Raw genomic sequence first — 17,477 nt, 5'->3', positions numbered from 1 at the left:
CTTCCGATCTGGGGCGTCCAGCTGAGCGTCTGGACGGACGACTCGTGTGATCAGACGGACGACTGGCGGTGGAGCCCGGCCGCGCGCGTGTCGTCCATCCAGTCACGCGTGTCGTCCGTCTGATCACACGTGTCGTCCCATCCGTCACGCGAAACGGCCACCTTGCGCCGCGGGATTCGGGAGCCCGTGCGCTCCCGAGCCAGGTCTCGCAACCCCCGAAGGCAATGAAAGGCCCCTTCATCGCAAAATTTGCAATAAAGGGGCCTTTCATGTCACTTCACGGAGCTGTGACCGGACCGATCAGCCGTACTGGGTCGAGCAGACCGACGAGGTCTCCAGGTAGCCCTTCCGCAGCGCCTCGACCCGCTCGAAACCGTTGTCCACGCGTTTGCCGTTGACATCGGCCGAGACGAGGCTCTCCGGGCTCAGCAGGTCCGAGATGGCCTCGTCGAGGTCACCGGCCGAGAGCCGCAGCGTCGCGCCGGGCACGGTGCTGGCCTTCGCCCAAGCGCCGACCAGGCAGGCGGTGCGCAGGCCCGCGTTCGCGTTGTCGATCGACGCGCCGACACCCTTCTGGATGCCCATCGCGTACCGGGACGCGATTTCCGAGAACGCGGCGAAGTCGCCCTTGCCCTCGCTGTGCCCGCTTTCCCATTCCGCCTGCTGGTCGACCGGCTGCGCGAGTTCGCGCAGCTTGGCCATGTCGATGCTGACGGTGTTGTTCGACGGGCAGTACGACGCGGGCGGGGTGCTCGGGCCGCCGGGGCAGCTGCCGTTGCCGTCCTCGGTGATCTCCGGGCCCGGGACGCCGGCGCCCTTGAAGGCCTCGTCGAGGCTCTTCTTCAGGATCCCGATGATCTCGGCGTCGAGCTTCTCGTCACCCTTGCCCTTGTCACCCTTGTCGAACGGGCGCTCGGTGATCCGCGCCTTGATGTTCTCCTCGTTCATCGCCGCGCATTCCTTCGGGCCCTTCTCGAAGCCGACCTGGAACGCGTACGTGCGGTCGAACGCCGTGCCGTGCGCGCCCTGTTTGGTCGCGCTGGTGCCCGCCTGGTCGCGGATCAGGAACAGCGACGCCATGACCTGGTTGAGGCCCTCGGACGTGGAGACGCGGTAGAACTTGCTCTTGTCCTCGGCGACCCAGCGGAAGTAGCCGCCGGCGAAGCAGTCGGCCTGCTGCTCCTTGACGATCGACGGGGTGTTCTTCTTGATGCTGGCCTTCTCGCCGAGCCGGTACTGCACGGCGTGCCCGAGTTCGTGCGCGAGCACGACGGCTCCCGCCATTTTCCCGAACCGTTCGCGCAGCATGGGCAGCAGCACGCCGCGGTCCCACGCCACCAGGTCACCCGGCGGGCAGTAGAACGCGTTGACGAGCTTCTTGACGCTCCCGCATTCGGTCTCTTCGTCGTCGGTCTTCGCGCTGTAGGACAGCAATGACTTCAGCGGCTCGTACGGCTGCCCGAAGTCGCGGGGCATGACCTCGGTCCAGTAGGCCTGCGCGTCGGCGATCGCGGCGATGGCGAGCTGGTCGTCTTCGGAGCCGTCCTCGTTGCGGACCTGCAGGTCCGGCTTGGGCGCGTTCGGCTTCAGCCCGCTCTCGAAATGTGTGACCGGCAGACCGGCGATGTCACCGGCGCCCGGCTGGCTGCCCTGCTGGCCGGTCGAGCCTCCCTTGTCGCTGCAAGCGCTCAGCCCGAGGGCCAGCACCGTCACGACCGCGATCAGAGCCGGGCGTCGATGGCCCCGCGCTCCCCCTTGGATCATGTTCACTCGCTTGTCGTCAGGGCCCCGACCGGGCCGCGTACTCCGGCAAGCAGGGACCCTACCCAGCGCTTATGGCCCGCGTGCAGGTAATCCCCGAAGTGGGTCTTGAGCGGGGGAGGGGCGCTGCCGATATGGTCGCTCCTCATGAGAGCAGTCCGCCGGTTCACCGTCCGCGCGAGCCTGCCGGAGTCGCTCGCCGGCCTCGGTGACCTCGCCACGAATCTGCGCTGGACCTGGCACCCGCCCACGCGCGACCTGTTCGCGTCGATGGACGCGGAGCTGTTCAACCGCGTCCGCGACCCACTGCGGATGCTCACCGCCCTGCCACCGGCCCGGCTCGACGAACTCGCCGTCGACGACGCCTTCCTCGCCCACGCGCGCGAGGCGGTCGCCGATCTGGACCGCTATCTCGCCGAGCCGCGCTGGTACCAGAAGCAGGACGACGCCGACCTCCCGCCCGCCGTCGCGTACTTCTCCATGGAGTTCGGGGTCACCGAGGCGCTGCCGAACTACTCCGGCGGTCTCGGCGTGCTCGCCGGGGACCACCTCAAGGCGGCGTCGGACCTCGGCGTGCCGATGGTCGGTGTCGGGCTGCTCTACCGCGCCGGATACTTCCGGCAGGCGCTGTCGCTCGACGGCTGGCAGGTCGAGCACTACCCGGTGATCGATCCGAACGCCTTCCCGCTGGAGCTCGTGACCGACGGCGGCAAGCCGGTGCTGGTCGACGTCGCGATGCCCGCCGGGCGCACACTGCACGCCCAGATCTGGAAGGCCCGCGTCGGCCGGATCCCGCTGCTGCTCCTGGACACCGATACCGAGGCCAACGACGAGGACCTGCGCGCGGTCACCGACCGGCTGTACGGCGGCGACGCCGATCATCGCATCCGCCAGGAGATCCTGGCCGGGATCGGCGGCTTCCGCGCGGTGCGGCGTTACTGCGAGCTGACCGGGCATCCGCAGCCGAAGGTGTTCCACACCAACGAAGGCCACGCCGGATTCCTCGGGCTGGAACGCGCCCGCGAGATCATCCAGGCCGACGGGCTGGCGTTCGACGAGGCGCTGCCCGCCGTCCGCGCCGGCACCGTGTTCACCACGCACACCCCGGTGAGCGCCGGGATCGACCGGTTCCCCGTCGACCTCGTCCAGCGGTACTTCACCGACGGCAGGCTGGTCCCGGACGTCGACCCGCGCCGCGTGCTCGCGCTCGGCGCGGAGGACAACCCCGGCCTGTTCAACATGGCGCACATGGGACTTCGGCTCGCTCAGCGCGCGAACGGCGTCTCCGCGCTGCACGGCCGCGTGTCGCGGCGGATGTTCTCGCGGCTGTGGCCCGGGTTCGACTTCGACGAGGTGCCGGTCTCGTCGGTCACCAACGGCGTCCACGGGCCGACCTGGGTGGCGCGCGAGCTGAGCGCGCTGCTCGGGCGCAACCACGAGGAGCTGGGTCTCGACGGCGGTCAGGGCAAGCCGCTGCGGGACGGCGTCAGCGACGAGCAGCTGTGGGCGCTGCGACGGGAACTGCGGGAGAAGCTGGTCGCCGAGGTGCGGCGCCGGGTGCGGGCCGCGTGGATGCAGCGCGGCGCGTCCGCGCTCGAACTCGGGTGGACCGACACGGTCTTCGACCCTGACGTGCTGACCGTCGGCTTCGCTCGCCGCGTGCCGACCTACAAGCGGCTCACGCTGATGCTGCGAGACCCGGAGCGCCTGCGCGCGCTGCTGCTGGACGAGCGGCGCCCGATCCAGCTCGTCGTCGCGGGCAAGTCGCATCCGGCCGACGAGGGCGGCAAGCAGCTGATCCAGCAGATCGTCCGGTTCGTCGACGATCCCGAGGTCCGGCGCCGCATCGTCTTCCTGCCGGACTACGACATGTCCATGGCGCGCTACCTCTACCGCGGCTGCGACGTCTGGCTGAACACGCCGGTGCGGCAGCTGGAGGCGTGCGGCACCTCGGGGATGAAGTCCGCGCTCAACGGCGGCCTCAACCTGTCCATCCGCGACGGCTGGTGGGACGAGTGCTACGACGGCAGCAACGGCTGGGCGATCCCGACCGCGGACGGCGTCACCGACCCGCTGCGCCGCGACGAACTGGAGGCCGCGGCGCTCTACGACCTGCTGGGCCACCAGATCGCGCCGCTGTTCTACGACCGCGGCGCCGATGGCGTTCCCGGCGGCTGGATGTCGATGGTGTGGCACACGCTGGAGACCCTCGGGCCGCGCGTGCAGGCTTCGCGGATGGTGCGGGAGTACGTCGAATCGGGGTATCTGCCCGCCTCGCGCATGGTCGCCGAAGCCACCGGCGACGGATACCGCGGCGCGCTGTCGCTGGCCGACTACCGGACCAAATTGGACGTCTCCTGGCCGAGGGTGCGGATCTTCGACACCGAACTGCTCGTCGAGGACTCCGCGCCGATGGTCACTGGGACCGAGGTGACCATCCGGGCGCGGATCGACCTCGCCGGACTCGAACCGTCCGAAGTGGACGTTCAGGCCGTCGTCGGGAAGGTGGGTGACGGGGACGAACTGAGCGACCCCGTCACCGTCCCGATGTCAGGCGACGGGATCGGCGCGTTCGCGGCGCGGCTGAAACTGCCGCATCCCGGCTCCATCGGTTACACCGTCCGTGTGCTGCCGAAACACCGTCTGCTGGCCACGCCGGCGGAACTGGCGCGGGTCGTCCACGCCTGAATCACCTCAGGAACGGCGCACCGGTTGGTCGTCGCCGGACTGCTGTTGCTGTACGTGGTGAACCGGCNTGACTAGAGCTTCACCTGACGTGCGCGGATCTCGATCTCCCGCCCGGTGCGCCGAGACGTATCCGGCGTACCGCGCGTATTCCCATGCCTGCGCGAAGTGGACGAGTTCCGCCTGGCGACGCTGATGCCAGCGGGCCGAAACCAGCCAGCCCACTCCGGTGCCGAGCAGCACCGCCAGCCCGACGATCACGACGAGTTCCATTCCGTACTCCTGATTCCTGGCCGCTCGACCAGCGGCTGTCGTTTCGACGCTAAGCGGAGTGATCGTCGTCGCGCATCCTCTGCCGGACCTTGGCCAGGAAGTGGTCAGGAGACGTACGTACGGTTTTCGTTCGCCACGGATTGGTCATCTCCTTCGTTGTCAATTCGGTGGCGAACAAAAGGCGAAAGCGCGCCCGATGGTGTCCAAAAATTGGCAAAAATGCAGGTGAAAGCCGCTTTGTCGGGCGGCCGGGGGTGATTCGAGCGGCACATTGTGATCGCCTAGGCTCTTCGTCCTTGAGGTCGCGCAGGGGAGGAATAGTGACTTCGACGAGGAAAAGAAAAAAGCCCGAGGACAGTGTGCTCGGCATCCACAAGCGCAACGGCATCTGGCAGGACGGGCTCGCCGCGGTGATGGGCCCGGAGCTGCTCGAACGCTGGGGTATCGCGGAAGACGCCGAGGCGTCACGCGTGCGGGAGATCGTGCTCCTGCGGTTGAACCGGGTACTGGACCAGTTCCCGAAACCCGAAATGCCCGTGATCGTCTGGACCGCGTACAACCTCGGCGCCGCTTCGCCCGGCGAGGAAAGCGGCGTCGTCCGGCGGCTCGAAAGATTGGTCGGCCAGGGCGGCGTCGAATGCAGTGTCCGCACCTGCACCCGCCGGTTCAACGACATTTTCCTGCCGGCCGTCGTGAGGAGCTTGAGCGCCGGGCAGAGCCCGATCACCGACGAGGACCTCGGCCGGGCGTCGCGCTGGCTGGCCACGAACGTCCGGCCCGATGCGCCGCGACCGGCCGCGGTCGCGAGCGGACTGTCCACCGCCATCCGAAGGCTGCGGGCGCCGATGGAACCGGTGCTGAAGATGTTCCTCGACGGCCCTGTCCACGGACCCGCGGACGGTGACGGTGTACCGCTCGCGGCGAAACTCGGTACCCGGGGCGAGTGGCTGTGCGTCTTCACCGGAGAGAGGCTGCTGGCCGCCTATCGCGAGTCCACCGGTGCGGGCTGGACCCGGATCGGCCGGTGGACGGGCCGTGACGTCGTGCGGACGGCGGCGGGCCGGATCTTCCCGACCGGGATCCTGATCGATCCGAGTCCGGTGCTGGGAGCGGGGGCCGACGCCACGCTGCCCCTCCCGCCGGAGGAGATCGCCCGGCTCGCCCGTGAATGCTGATCCGAGACGAGGACACCGGACATGATCGATTTCGAGGCCGTTCCCGACGAGCTCAGCCGGTCGGGCGACCGGCTCCACGACATCACCGAGATGATCACCAGGCAACCGGCGCTGAAGTTCAAGGCCACGGCGAGCGAAGCGGGGGATCCCGTGCTCGTGGCGGCGCTGGAGAGCTTCCAGGAGGCTTCCGCGCACAGTGTCACCGTGCTCGCCGAGGACGTGCGGCACCTCGGTGATCGGCTGGGCAGGGCGGCACGCGATTACCGGAACGGCGAAGAAGAGGCGGTCGAGAAGGTCAAGCTGATCGACGCCGCCGAAAGTCTCGCTCGGCGGGCCGTCGCCTTCGACGCCGGGAACGCCGGCACCATCCAGGCCGTTCTCGGCTGAGCGAAGAGGACGGACGATGAAGCCGGAAGACCCGGACGGGCCGAGTGCGCCCTGGACGGCGGGGACGGTCAGCGTGCTCCGAAGCGAGGCGGAACGCTTGCGAGCGGTTTCCCGGTCGTTGGAGGACCAAGCCGTCGAGGTGCGCCAGATCGATCCTCATGGCTGGTCCGGCCCTGGACACGACGCGTATCTGGGCCGCCGGACGGAGCTGGTCGCGCGGTGTCGGAAGGTCGCGGAGGAGCACGGCCGCGCCGCGCGGGCGCTGGACGATTTCGTCGCCGTCCTCGAACAGCTGACCAGGACCGCGCGGGACACTTCGGATCCGTCGCTCATCCGAAGGCTGGCCGCCCAGCGGACCGAGGCGGCGGCACGGGCCGCCGCCACGCTCACCGAAGTGGGCAGGGACCTGGCCGCGTTGAAGACGATGCTCGGTGAAGTCGACCGCCGAGTGGTCCGGGAATCCCGGCCCGCGCGTGCCGAGAAGCCGATTTCACCGCCTCCTGACACCGCCCACGGGCAGTCTGAGCTGGCGCCGGCTCTTCTCCTCGCCGATCCGGTCGAATTCGACCGGCGGTTGCAGGGACTCAATGACGACGTGTGGCGTTTCTGGGCGATGCCCCCGCTTGTCAAGTCGGTGGCGAACAAAGGAAACCCCTGATCTTCGATTTCCGCCGGACAATGCGGAACGGCCAGGTGAAATACACTTTGCCGGGCCCTTCCCGAACGGCGGAGGAATGGTGGCTTCGGCTAAGGAAACGAAAACATCGCGCAGAGCCAAGGACCGGCTGCACCATGTCCACGCCCGCGCCGGGATCCGGCAAGAGGGGCTGAGTCAAGCGCTGGGGCCGGAACTGCGGGGCATCTGGGGGATCGCCGAGGACGCCGAGCCCGGCCGGGTGCGCGAAATCGTTCTTCTGCGGCTGAACCGTGTTCTCGAACGGTTCGCCGACCCGCTCATGCCCGAGATCGTCTGGACCGCCTACAACCTCGGCGTGGATCCGGTGCACGGCGGGGCGGGCATGGTCGGGCGGATCAGGACCATGGTCGGCCGTGGCCGGGTGCCGGTCTCCGAGCGGACCTGCACCCGCCGGTTCTACGACTTCCTGGGGAGCGTCAAGAACAGCCTCGACGGTTTCCAGGAGGACCTCACCGGCGAAGACTTCAGGCTCGCTTCGCGGTGGCTCGCCGAAAACGTCCGTCCCGAGCGGGAGCAGAGTCCGCGCGAACCCGTGCCCTCGGTCATGCGGATGTTCCTCGACGGCACGGTCTGCGGCCCGGCGGACGAGGCGGGTGCCCCGGTCCCGGCCCGGCTCGGCGCGCACGGCGACTGGCTCTGCGTCTTCACCGACGAGCGGTTGCTGGCCGAGTACCGCGCCGTCACCGGCGCGGGCTGGGGCCGGATCCGGCACCGGACCGGCCGCGAGGTCGTGCTCGCGGCCGCCGGCCGTGCTGCGGCGACGGGCGTGCTGGTCAACCCCAGGCCGACGCGAGGCGCCGGGATCCACGCCGCGCTCCCGCTCTCCCCGGAGTCGGTCGCCAGGCTGGCGGTCCGCCGGTAGCGGTTCAGGGAACGGCGGGGGTGCCGCCCTCCCGGATCGGGAGACCCGCCGAACGCCAGGCCCGGAACCCGCCTTCGAGGTCGGTGGCACCCGGCAGGCCGAGCCGTTGCAGGTCGGCGGCGGCGAGGCTCGACGAGTACCCCTCGTTGCACACGACGATCACCGTCGAGTCCGGTTTCACCTCCGGCAGCCGCCATGCGCTGTCCGGCGCGAGCCGCCACTCGAGGTGGATCCGCTCGACGACCACCGAGCCGGGGATCTCGCCCTCTTCGGCCCGGTTGACATACGGGCGGATGTCCACGATCAGGGCACCGTCGCGTTGCAGCCGCAGCGCCCGCTCGGGCTCCGCCCGGTCCAGACCGGACCGGGCGGTGGCCAGCAGTGCGTCGATCGCGCTCATGCCTGCTCCTCGTAGTCGGTCGCTTTGCGTCGCATGAGCAGGCGCACTGTGTTGATCGATTCGCTCGCGAGCTCGCTCATCGGCCCAGTATCGGGGTGAGCGAGGGGATCTCGGCGGGAACGTCGGCGAGCGTGGCGTATTCGCGCGTCGCGACCAGCGGCGGCGAGTAGGCGTGGACGCTGGCGGCGGGCTCGGTGCCGATGCCGGTCACCTGGTGCGCCCGCCCCGCGCCGAAGCCGATGCCGTCGCCCGCGACGTGGGTGCGGCGCCGCACCGGGCCGCCGGGGTAGCGGTACTCCTCGCCGATCTCGCCCTGCAGCACGGTGAACGAACCGGAAGCGCCGCCGTGGTCGTGCGGTGTGGTCTGCTGGCCGGGCAGCCACGACAGCAGCCACAGTTCGACGCCGTCGGTCAGCGCGAGCCGCGCCCACCAGCGGTGATCGGGGTCGAAACGCAGCAGGCCGCGCAGGCCCGAGGTCAGCTCGGTGGTGACCGTGGAGGTCAGCTCGGCCAGTTCGCGGGGCGTCCAGAGCAGGCGATCGGGGTGCAGCAGTTCGGGGAGCAGCGGATCGGCCAGCTGCGGGTGGATCTCGAAATCCTGGCGGGGCGTGATGGACGTGGTCACGGAGAGGCTCCTCGTGAAGGTTCGCGGGCTCGGAAGGCAGGGCCGAACGCGGCGCGACACGGAGGTGCCGTCGGAAGAGGGGAACTCAGCCGTGTCGCGCGGTGGTACACCCGCACGAGGCGACGAGGAGCAGGTCGATGGTCCGGCGGCGCCAGAAAGAGCCCCCGATGACGGGGAAGGCGGCGGACACGGACCTGATCACGCCGTCGATGGTGCCACAGTGTCCTGCCAAGAGTCGCTTCGTCCCACTTCCTGGACCAGCCGCTTTCCCCCGACCGGCGGCCCGGTGCACACACGCGCGCGAGTGCGGACACAATGGGCGCGTGAGCGAGCCGATCCAGCCCAGCGAACTTGACGACCTCGTGGTGAGGATGACCGGTGTCGGGGTCCGCCGAACAGGCAACGACCTCCTCGCCGACCTCGATTGGACCGTGGAACTGGACGAGCGCTGGGTGGTGCTCGGCCCGAACGGCGCGGGCAAGACCACCCTGCTCCGGCTGGCCGCGGCCGAGCTCCACCCGACCACCGGAACGGTCGACCTGCTCGGCGACCGGATCGGCAAGGTCAACATCTTCGAGCTGCGCCCGCGGATCGGGTTCACCTCGGCCGCGATCGCTCAGCGTGTGCCGGGTGAGGAGCGCGTCGTCGACGTCGTGGTGAGCGCCGGTTACGCCGTCGTCGGCCGCTGGCGTGAGGAATACGACAGCCTCGACACCGACCGCGCCATGGAGCTCCTGGGCGCGCTCGGCATCGCGCACCTGGCCGACCGCACCTTCGGCACACTGTCGGAAGGCGAGCGCAAGCGGACGCTGATCGCGCGTTCGCTGATGACCGACCCGGAGATGCTGCTGCTCGACGAGCCCGCCGCCGGCCTCGACCTCGGCGGCCGCGAGGACCTCGTCGCCCGCCTTTCGGAGCTGGCACTCGACCCCGAGGCCCCGGCCATGGTGCTCGTCACCCATCACGTGGAAGAAATCCCGCCGGGATTCACCCACGCGCTGTTGCTGCGCGACGGCCGCGCGGTCGCCTCCGGACTCGTGGACGACGTCGTGACCAGCGACAACCTGTCCAAGACGTTCGATCAGGACCTCCTGCTCGAACGGTCCGGTGATCGCTTCTTCGCCCGTCGCCGCTGACGGGTCGTACTGACCGGTAGCCTGCAATCTGTCTTGGACGGTTAAGGAGGACGGCGTGGGAGAGTTCGTAAGTCTCGAGGTCGAAGGCGGGGTCGGCACGATCCGGCTGGACCGCCCGCCGGTCAACGCGCTGAACAACCAGGTGCAGGCCGAGCTGGCCGAAGCGGCCCGTGAGGCCTCCGAGCGCGACGACGTGCGCGCCGTGATCCTCTACGGCGGCGAGAAGACCTTCGCGGGCGGTGCGGACATCAAGGAGATGGCCGAGCGCACCTACCCGGAGATCGCGAAGTTCGGCGCGGCGTTGACGGCGTCGCTGGCCACCATCGCGAACATCCCGAAGCCGGTCGTCGCGGCCATCACCGGCTACGCGCTGGGTGGCGGGCTCGAACTCGCGCTGACCGCCGACCGCCGGATCGCCGGCGACAACGTCAAGGTCGGCCAGCCGGAGATCCAGCTCGGTGTCATCCCGGGCGCCGGCGGCACCCAGCGCCTGGCGCGGCTCATCGGCCCGAGCAAGACCAAGGACCTCGTGTTCACCGGCCGGTTCGTGAAGGCCGAAGAGGCCCTCGCGCTGGGCATCCTCGACGAGGTCGTGGCGCCGGACGACGTCTACGCCGCCGCGCACAAGTGGGCCTCGCAGTTCGCGAACGGCCCGGCCGTGGCGCTGCGCGCCGCGAAGGCCGCCATCGACGGTGGTCTCGACACCGACCTCGCGAGCGGTCTCAAACTCGAATCCCACCTCTTCGCCGCGCTCTGGGCGACCGAAGACCAGCGCAACGGCATGAAGTCGTTCATCGAAAACGGTCCTGGCAAGGCCACCTTCGAGGGGAAGTAAGCGCGATGACGCAGGTGAACGATCCGGCGCCGAATCCGCACGCCACCGCCGAAGAGGTCAAGGCCGCCTTCGACGACCCCAAGCTCGCCAACGTGCTCTACCACGACTGGGAAGCCGGGACCTACGACGAGAAGTGGTCCATCTCCTACGACGAGCGCTGCATCTCCTACGCGACGGACGTGTTCAACGCCGTCGCCGGTGAAGACGGCCAGCCGTACCCGACCGCGATGGAACTGGGCAGCGGTACCGGTTTCTTCCTGCTCAACCTGATGCAGGGCGGGGTGATCAAGAAGGGTTCGGTCACCGACCTCTCGCCGGGCATGGTGCAGGTCGCGCTGCGCAACGCCGAGAACCTCGGCCTCGACGTCGACGGCCGGGTCGCCGACGCGGAGCGGATCCCGTACGAGGACAACAGTTTCGACCTCGTCGTCGGGCACGCCGTGCTGCACCACATCCCGGACGTCCGCGCGGCGTTCGCCGAGGTGCTGCGGGTGCTGAAGCCGGGCGGACGGTTCGTCTTCGCGGGCGAGCCGACCAAGGTCGGCGACTTCTACGCGCGCAAGCTCGGCCAGATCACGTGGTACCTCACCACCAACCTGACCAAGCTCCCGGTGCTGAACGGCTGGCGGCGTCCGCAAGAGGAACTCGACGAGTCCTCCCGCGCGGCCGCGCTGGAGGCCGTGGTCGACATCCACACCTTCGACCCGTCCGAACTGGAGTCGATGGCCCGCGGCGCGGGCGCGCAGGACGTCCGCGCGGTCACCGAGGAGTTCGCCGCGGCGCTCGCGGGCTGGCCGATCCGGACCTTCGAAGCCGCCGTGCCGCAGGAGAAGCTGACCCTGCGCTGGCGTCTGTTCGCGTACCGGCTGTGGCTGCGGCTGTCCGCTCTGGACAAGAAGCTGCTCGCCAAGGTGCTGCCGCGCGAACTGTTCTACAACGTGATGATCACCGGTACCAAGCGATCGTAGGTTGCCGTACCAGTTCACCCTCGACGACGTCGCCTTCCTGCGCTCCGGCGCGGGAAGCGCGGCGCTCGCCGAATGCTCGTCCCTGCCACTGACCGACAAGACCCGCATCGCCGACGTCGCCGCCGTGCGCCGGATCGCCCCGGACCACGCGGCCGCGGTACTGGCAACGGTGGTGCTGCGGCGGAAGTCGTCGGCCAAACTGGACTCCGCGGGCTCGTGGCTGTTCACCGGCGACGCCCTCCAGCAGGCCAGCGCCACGCTGGTCGCCCGGCACCGGGCTGCGCGGCTCGCCGGCCGTGACGTCCACGACGTGACGTGTTCCGTCGGCGCGGACCTGATCGAGATCGCCCGCGTCGCCTCGAAGGCGCTCGGCTCGGATCTGGACGAGATCCGCCTGGAGATGGCGCGCCACAACGCTTCCGAAGCCGGGGTTTCGCCGGCATTGCTCAGGGCCGACGCCTTGCGGCCGGTCAGCCGGGCATCGGTCGTCGTCGCCGACCCCGCCCGCCGTGACTCCGCCGGGCGCCGGGCGTGGAAGCCCGCCGATTTCCTGCCGCCGCTGGACGGACTGGTCGACGCCTATCCGGGACGCGAGCTTTCGGTCAAATGCGCGCCGGGCCTCGATTTCTCCATCGTGCCCTGGGCGGACGAGGTCGAACTGGTCTCTTTGGACGGTCAGGTCCGTGAGGCGTGCCTGTGGCGGGGAGTGGGCTCGACGGTGTCACGCCGGGCGACGGTGTTGCGTTCGGACGGTGCACAGTGGACGGTCACCGACGCCGACCCCGACGAGATCCCCGCGTGTGAGCCGGGTGAATGGATCGTCGATCCCGACGGCGCGGTCGTCCGGGCCGGACTCGTGCGGCATTACGCGGCGCGGCACGGTTTGTGGCAGCTCGATGAGCGTATCGCGTACCTGACCGGCGACACTCCGCCGCCGGGAATCCGGGCGTTCCGGGTATTCGAGCACGGACCGTACAGCGAGAAGAACCTTCGTGTATTGCTGAAAAAGCACGATATCGGTCGTTTGGAGATTCTTGTCCGAGGTCTCGATATAGACCCGGATGCCTTGCGGCGCAAGCTGAAACCGCGTGGTGGTGAAGAAGCTACTTTGGTACTGACCAGAATCGGTCGTTCTGGAGTAGCGTTCCTTTGCCGCGCACAGCTGACGTGAGGAGCATTTCCATGAGCCGGTTCACCGGTCTGCTGAAACTGGCCGCCGCCGCGGCCGCCGGAGCCGTTCTCGCGGGCGGTGCCACCGCCGTCGCGAACACCGGTGACGCCGGCCGGCGCGGTCACGAGCCCGCCAACATCGGCCAGGTCAAGCTCGACGTGAAGGCCTACTACGGCGATGTCGTCGGCAGCGACGGCAAGCACCGGTACTCCGACGGCAGCCGGTTCGTCTCCGACACCCGGCGCCAGGTCGAAGACGCAAAGCGCTACCTCACGCGGCGGCTGGACCGCGGCGTGAAGAACCCCGCCGTCGTGTTCGACGTCGACGACACCGCCGAGGTCACCTACGGCTGGGAAGCGGACAACGACTTCGGCTTCGACCCGGTGAAACAGCAGGAAGCGATCGACAAGGGCACGTTCGTCGCGAACAAGCCCGTACTGGAGTTGGCGAACTGGGCGGCGCAGCGCGGCGTGAAGATCTACTTCCTGACCGGGCGCAACGAATTCCAAGGCCCGCAGTCGCTCAAGAACCTCGCGAACGAGGGCTACCCGGCGCCGGCGGGGGCGTTCTTCAAACCGAAGACCACCGCGCCGGACTATCTGCCGTGCGGGCTGACCTGCACCACCGTTCAGTACAAATCGGGCACGCGGAAGCATATCGCCTCGACCGGCGCGACCATCCTCGCCAACTTCGGTGACCAGTTCAGCGACCTCGAAGGCGGTTACGCCGAGTTCCCGGTCAAACTGCCGAATCCGATGTACTACCTGCCTTGAGGGGAATATCCGCGCGGGCGGCGTCGCTGTGCCCGGTATGTCTGACAAGAAGGTGTTGAAGCCCAGCGCGGCCCACCCGATCACGGTGGAGCCGAACAAGGCGCGCGTGGTCGTCACGGTCGGCGGGAAGGTCGTGGCGGACAGCGCGAACGCGCTCACGCTGCGGGAGGCGAACTATCCACCCGCGCACTACATCCCGCGTGCCGACGTCGACTTCGGCCTGCTGGAGCGGACGGACCACGCGACGTACTGCCCGTTCAAGGGCGACGCGTCGTACTACAGCATCCGCACCGGTGACGGCCTCGCCGAGAACGCCGTCTGGACCTACGAGGCACCGCACGACGCGGTCGCCGAGATCAAGGACCACGTGGCGTTCTACCCGACGAAGGTCGACTCGATCGAAGAGCGCTGACCCTCACGGGAGCTGGTTGATCCGGTCCCCGTCGGCCGCGAGCGAGGTGTCGGATTCGATCCGCCAGACCTCCAGCCCCGGTGCCTTGACCAGGGCGTCGACGAGGGCCTCCTCGCCCGCGACGAGGGTCGAATCGAAGTCGACTTCGGTGGCCACGCACCACGCGCGGTCGTCCGGCCAGAACAGGTTGGGCGACTGCGCCTCGAACCAGTTCGGCCGGGGCCGCCAGCCGAGTTCCGTCGCGGACGTCAACGGTCCGTGGAAGAGCAGGTAGTCCCGGCCGGGGTGGCGCAGTCGCGGCGCGTCGAGGTGCTCGCGGGACAACGTCGCCTCGTCGGCCCAGCCGTAGCCGTCCCAGAGGCCGAACCAGGCTTCCGACGCGGACGTGTGGTCGCCGAGAACGGCCAGCAGCGCGGTGAGACTGTGCGACGGCAGTGTGCCGCGCCCCGGTGGTGAGCCGCGCCAGAGCGAGCCGGTGAGATTCACCGGATCCGGGGAGCCGACCAGCGCGTGCCATTGCATGGCGCCGTGGGCACGCCGTCCCGTTTCGGCGGCGGCTTCGCTCCAGCTCGCCCAGCCGCCACGGTCGCGCTCGGCGGGGTGGCAGAGGCGCGCGTACGCGGCGTAGCCACGCGGAACCGTGCGGCCCGCCGCGCCGAACGTCCCGCCGAGCCTGGGGGAGATCCACTCGGCGGGGGACGGGTCGAGCACCGGTCGCAGCACGGCGGCAAGTCTTCAGCAAGATCAGGTGGAGCGCATCTTGTCGGTGGGCGGGGCATACTGCCGGACGTGGGTGTCCCGCTGCGTCGCCGTTCGGGCCGTTCGGTGTACCGCGAGAGCACGCCGGTCGCGGCCGTGGTCGGCGTGGTCGAGTGCGCCTGGACGGGCCTGGTGGGCTGTCGTCGTCCGCTGCGGGTGTTCCCGGACGGCTGTGTGGACCTCGTCTGGGACGGGACGATGCTCGCCGCGGTCACCACGGTGCGCGGGGTGCTGCGGCACGAGCTGCCGACGGCGGAGTGGACCGCCGGGCTGCGCCTGCGGTGCGGCGTCGGCGGCGCGGTGCTGGGCCTGCCGATGACGGAGTTGGGAGCGGGTGCCACCCCGTTGCGCGACCTGTTGCCCGCTGGTGCTCGCCGCGCGGAGGCCAGGCTGGCCGAATGCGGAGCGCCGGGTGAGGCGCGATCGGTGCTGGAATCGCTGGTCGCCGAAAGGCTTCGGGACGTCGAGGTGGACGGGCTGTCTCTCGCGGCCGCTCGCGCGCTGCGTGCGCCCGGTGCTCGTACCGACCGGGTGGCCGCCGAGCTGGGTGTGAGTGAGCGCGGCCTTCGGCGGCATGTGCGGCACGACGTCGGTGTCGGTCCCAAGGAGCTGCAGCGGGTGCTGCGCTTCCATCGGTTTCTCACGCGGCTCGAGACCGTCGTACGGGGTGGCTCGTCGCTCGCCGACGTCGCCGCCGATGTGGGCTACGCGGATCAGTCGCATCTCGGGCGCGAGTGCCGCCGGCTGTCGGGCGTTTCGCCCGGCGCGCTCGTGCGGTCCTGGACTGGCCGAAACGTTCCAGACTGAGCGGCCCGCCGGGGCGAAGATCGGGAGGTGCCCGAACCTCTTCGCGTCACCATCGACATCCGCACCGACGATCTCGACATCAACGGTCACGTACGCGGCCCGGCCTACTTGGCGTACGCCGACCACGCGCGCTGGGAGTGTGTCTGGGCGGCGGGCGTGGACCCGTTGGAGCTCAAGGCCGGGAACCTCGGCCCGGTCAACCTCGAAACGACGATCCGGTTCCGCCGGGAACTGCGTGCCCGCGCGCGGATCGACGTCCTGACCAGGTTCACCTGGGAGCCGGGCAAGGTGTCCCGGGTCGTCCAGGAATTCGTGACACCGGACGGCGCCGTCGTGGCCGAGGTGGAGAGCCTTTCCGGACTGCTGGATCTCGAAAGGCGACGGCTGGTCCCGGATCCGGGACGGCACTGGCGGAAATACGCTTCACGGCCGGAAATCCTCGGCTTGCCGTGACCCGGCCGCCTTTTCGTAGAGGCTGGTGGGCCATTTCGCCTCGGGCGGGTCGGCCACGTGCTCGAAACCCCTGCGCTCGTAGAGCCCGCGCAAGGCCGGATTGTCCCTCGTGGTCGCCACCCGGACGAAGGCCTTGTGGTGAACCGCGGCCTTCTCGCCGACCCAGTCGATGAGCCTGTTCCCGAGCCCGGCTCCGGCCGCTTCCCGCGCCACCGCGAGGCGGCCCAGATAGAAGGCCGGTTCAGTGTTCTCGCCCCAGAGTTCGGGATCCGCCTCGGTCACCACGCAGGTCGCGATGGGCTTGCCGTGCCCGATGACCAGCAATGCCTCGCCCGCCTGGATCTGGTGGTGTACCGACTTCCGGGGAAAGCGTTGCGGCCACTGGTGGATTCCGCGTCCGGCGAGCCAGGCGGCGGCCTCGGCGAGGAGGTCGAGCACGGCGTCCTCCTCGCCGAGGCCGGGCCGGACGGACGGTGGCCTCCGGGGTGAGCGGCTCGGGGCCGGTGAGGATCGGCATGGTCCGATGATGCCCGTGCGGTGGTTGGATGTCCGTCGTGGTCGACGAGAATCTCGTACGGAAGCTGATCGCGGCGCAGTTCCCTCGGTGGGCCGGATTAACGGTCGGCCATCCGGCTTCCGGTTGGGCGACGACATGACCAACGAGTTGATGGCGGGCAACGCGAAGCACGTGATCCAGGCAGTGCTGGACGAATTCGCTTGATGACCGGTTTACGGTTCGAACATGACGAGCACGCTCCGGTTGGCCGAGGTCACCGCCGCCAACATCGACGCCGCGATCGAACTGAAGGTCCAACCGGAGCAAAGCCCTTTGGTCGCGCCGGTGGTGAAGTCCCTCGCCGAGGCCTACGTGCACCCCGGCGTCGCGTGGCCTCGACTCATCTTCGACGGTGATCGGCTGGTCGGGTTCCTCATGGCCTTCCTGGACATCGACTTCGCCGGCGACGGAACGGGCGCGGACATCCGCTCGGGCCTCTGGCGGCTCAACATCGCGGCAGGCGAGCAGGGCCGGGGCTACGGCAGGTTCGCGGTCGAGGCCGTGGCCGCCGAGATCCGCCGCCGGGGCGGCGACCGTCTCACCGCCTGCTGGCACCCAGGCGGCGACGGACCCGAGCGCTTCTACCTGAGGCTCGGGTTCCGGTTGACCGGGGAGATGAGCGGGGACCAGGTGGTGGGGGAGTTGGCTTTGGGTTAGGGGTTCCTCCGGGTTTCGTGGCTCGTTGGGGCAGGGGTGAAGGGGACTTTCCTCGCATCTGATGCGGGGAAAGGGCCCTTCACGC

The 17,477-nt window shown here is 69.4% G+C and carries 19 protein-coding genes; 14 read left to right on the top strand and 5 right to left on the bottom strand.

Going from position 1 to position 17,477, the window contains the following annotated elements:
- Positions 1–300 precede the first annotated feature (300 nt).
- On the bottom strand, positions 301–1,764 hold the full coding sequence (locus LCL61_RS34235; protein WP_425341948.1) for a neutral zinc metallopeptidase: 1,464 nt from the start codon (positions 1,762–1,764) through the stop codon (positions 301–303).
- Positions 1,765–1,908: 144 nt separating this feature from the next.
- Between LCL61_RS34235 and glgP the strand changes: the two genes are divergently transcribed.
- The 5 genes from glgP (at position 1,909) to LCL61_RS34210 (ending at position 7,840) form a co-directional block, all read left to right on the top strand.
- Positions 1,909–4,449, top strand: a complete 2,541-nt coding sequence (glgP, locus tag LCL61_RS34230) for an alpha-glucan family phosphorylase (protein ID WP_340683577.1) — start codon at positions 1,909–1,911, stop codon at positions 4,447–4,449.
- Between the two features lie 587 nt (positions 4,450–5,036).
- Positions 5,037–5,894: a hypothetical protein gene (locus LCL61_RS34225; RefSeq protein WP_340688743.1), complete on the top strand. Its 858-nt coding sequence runs from the start codon at positions 5,037–5,039 to the stop codon at positions 5,892–5,894.
- A gap of 21 nt (positions 5,895–5,915) precedes the next feature.
- Entirely contained in the window at positions 5,916–6,281 is a 366-nt protein-coding gene (locus tag LCL61_RS34220) for a hypothetical protein (protein ID WP_340683576.1), read from the top strand.
- 16 nt (positions 6,282–6,297) lie between these two features.
- The gene (locus LCL61_RS34215; RefSeq protein ID WP_340683575.1) at positions 6,298–6,939 is read left to right on the top strand and encodes a hypothetical protein; all 642 of its coding nucleotides are present in this window, start codon (positions 6,298–6,300) and stop codon (positions 6,937–6,939) included.
- 76 nt (positions 6,940–7,015) lie between these two features.
- Positions 7,016–7,840: a hypothetical protein gene (locus LCL61_RS34210; protein ID WP_340683574.1), complete on the top strand. Its 825-nt coding sequence runs from the start codon at positions 7,016–7,018 to the stop codon at positions 7,838–7,840.
- A 4-nt stretch (positions 7,841–7,844) separates the two neighbouring features.
- Here LCL61_RS34210 and LCL61_RS34205 read toward each other — a convergent pair whose 3' ends face one another.
- Both LCL61_RS34205 and LCL61_RS34200 read right to left on the bottom strand, forming a co-directional pair.
- The gene (locus tag LCL61_RS34205; RefSeq protein WP_340683573.1) at positions 7,845–8,240 is read right to left on the bottom strand and encodes a rhodanese-like domain-containing protein; all 396 of its coding nucleotides are present in this window, start codon (positions 8,238–8,240) and stop codon (positions 7,845–7,847) included.
- Between the two features lie 76 nt (positions 8,241–8,316).
- Positions 8,317–8,865 (bottom strand): cysteine dioxygenase family protein, encoded by a 549-nt coding sequence (locus LCL61_RS34200; protein WP_340683572.1) that lies wholly within the window; start codon positions 8,863–8,865, stop codon positions 8,317–8,319.
- 323 nt (positions 8,866–9,188) lie between these two features.
- Between LCL61_RS34200 and LCL61_RS34195 the strand changes: the two genes are divergently transcribed.
- The 6 genes from LCL61_RS34195 to LCL61_RS34170 are packed head-to-tail and all read left to right on the top strand — an operon-like array spanning position 9,189 to position 14,160.
- Positions 9,189–10,001 carry an ABC transporter ATP-binding protein gene (locus LCL61_RS34195; protein ID WP_126732852.1) on the top strand — a complete coding sequence of 271 codons (813 nt, stop codon included), beginning with the start codon at positions 9,189–9,191 and terminating at the stop codon, positions 9,999–10,001.
- Positions 10,002–10,056: 55 nt separating this feature from the next.
- On the top strand, positions 10,057–10,836 hold the full coding sequence (locus tag LCL61_RS34190) for an enoyl-CoA hydratase/isomerase family protein (RefSeq protein WP_005167845.1): 780 nt from the start codon (positions 10,057–10,059) through the stop codon (positions 10,834–10,836).
- 5 nt (positions 10,837–10,841) lie between these two features.
- Positions 10,842–11,804, top strand: a complete 963-nt coding sequence (locus LCL61_RS34185; RefSeq protein ID WP_125673544.1) for a class I SAM-dependent methyltransferase — start codon at positions 10,842–10,844, stop codon at positions 11,802–11,804.
- Between the two features lies 1 nt (position 11,805).
- Positions 11,806–12,975, top strand: coding sequence for a class I SAM-dependent methyltransferase (locus LCL61_RS34180; RefSeq protein ID WP_340683571.1), 1,170 nt, complete (start codon positions 11,806–11,808; stop codon positions 12,973–12,975).
- Between the two features lie 11 nt (positions 12,976–12,986).
- Positions 12,987–13,748, top strand: coding sequence for an HAD family acid phosphatase (locus LCL61_RS34175; RefSeq protein ID WP_340683570.1), 762 nt, complete (start codon positions 12,987–12,989; stop codon positions 13,746–13,748).
- A 37-nt stretch (positions 13,749–13,785) separates the two neighbouring features.
- Positions 13,786–14,160, top strand: coding sequence for a DUF427 domain-containing protein (locus tag LCL61_RS34170; RefSeq protein ID WP_340683569.1), 375 nt, complete (start codon positions 13,786–13,788; stop codon positions 14,158–14,160).
- A 3-nt stretch (positions 14,161–14,163) separates the two neighbouring features.
- On the opposite strand, the gene LCL61_RS34165 is transcribed toward LCL61_RS34170, so the two are convergent.
- On the bottom strand, positions 14,164–14,883 hold the full coding sequence (locus LCL61_RS34165) for a hypothetical protein (protein WP_340683568.1): 720 nt from the start codon (positions 14,881–14,883) through the stop codon (positions 14,164–14,166).
- Positions 14,884–14,949: 66 nt separating this feature from the next.
- On the opposite strand from LCL61_RS34165, the gene LCL61_RS34160 reads away from it, so the two are divergent.
- The gene (locus LCL61_RS34160; protein ID WP_340683567.1) at positions 14,950–15,726 is read left to right on the top strand and encodes a helix-turn-helix domain-containing protein; all 777 of its coding nucleotides are present in this window, start codon (positions 14,950–14,952) and stop codon (positions 15,724–15,726) included.
- A gap of 27 nt (positions 15,727–15,753) precedes the next feature.
- Complete coding sequence (locus LCL61_RS34155; RefSeq protein ID WP_340683566.1) at positions 15,754–16,179, top strand: acyl-CoA thioesterase; 426 nt, start codon at positions 15,754–15,756, stop codon at positions 16,177–16,179.
- On the opposite strand, the gene LCL61_RS34150 is transcribed toward LCL61_RS34155, so the two are convergent.
- Positions 16,150–16,617 (bottom strand): GNAT family N-acetyltransferase, encoded by a 468-nt coding sequence (locus tag LCL61_RS34150; protein WP_340683565.1) that lies wholly within the window; start codon positions 16,615–16,617, stop codon positions 16,150–16,152. The two genes, LCL61_RS34155 and LCL61_RS34150, sit on opposite strands and share 30 nt — an antisense overlap.
- 304 nt (positions 16,618–16,921) lie before the next feature.
- Here LCL61_RS34150 and LCL61_RS34145 point away from each other — a divergent pair, with 304 nt between their 5' ends.
- Entirely contained in the window at positions 16,922–17,392 is a 471-nt protein-coding gene (locus LCL61_RS34145) for a GNAT family N-acetyltransferase (RefSeq protein ID WP_340683564.1), read from the top strand.
- Positions 17,393–17,477 lie beyond the last annotated feature (85 nt).

Origin of the sequence: Amycolatopsis coloradensis (assembly GCF_037997115.1) — a bacterium.
GTDB classification, from domain to species: Bacteria; Actinomycetota; Actinomycetes; order Mycobacteriales; family Pseudonocardiaceae; genus Amycolatopsis; species Amycolatopsis coloradensis_A.
Note: the sequence above shows the minus strand (reverse complement) of the source record. Positions and strands in the feature narration are given on the sequence as shown.

Coding starts and splice junctions, on each gene's coding strand:
- LCL61_RS34235 (WP_425341948.1), bottom strand. CDS start 1,764: ATGATCCAAGGGGGAGCGCGGGGCCATCGACGCCCGGCTCTGATCGCG.
- glgP (WP_340683577.1), top strand. CDS start 1,909: ATGAGAGCAGTCCGCCGGTTCACCGTCCGCGCGAGCCTGCCGGAGTCG.
- LCL61_RS34220 (WP_340683576.1), top strand. CDS start 5,916: ATGATCGATTTCGAGGCCGTTCCCGACGAGCTCAGCCGGTCGGGCGAC.
- LCL61_RS34215 (WP_340683575.1), top strand. CDS start 6,298: ATGAAGCCGGAAGACCCGGACGGGCCGAGTGCGCCCTGGACGGCGGGG.
- LCL61_RS34210 (WP_340683574.1), top strand. CDS start 7,016: ATGGTGGCTTCGGCTAAGGAAACGAAAACATCGCGCAGAGCCAAGGAC.
- LCL61_RS34205 (WP_340683573.1), bottom strand. CDS start 8,240: ATGAGCGCGATCGACGCACTGCTGGCCACCGCCCGGTCCGGTCTGGAC.
- LCL61_RS34185 (WP_125673544.1), top strand. CDS start 10,842: ATGACGCAGGTGAACGATCCGGCGCCGAATCCGCACGCCACCGCCGAA.
- LCL61_RS34175 (WP_340683570.1), top strand. CDS start 12,987: ATGAGCCGGTTCACCGGTCTGCTGAAACTGGCCGCCGCCGCGGCCGCC.
- LCL61_RS34170 (WP_340683569.1), top strand. CDS start 13,786: ATGTCTGACAAGAAGGTGTTGAAGCCCAGCGCGGCCCACCCGATCACG.
- LCL61_RS34145 (WP_340683564.1), top strand. CDS start 16,922: ATGACGAGCACGCTCCGGTTGGCCGAGGTCACCGCCGCCAACATCGAC.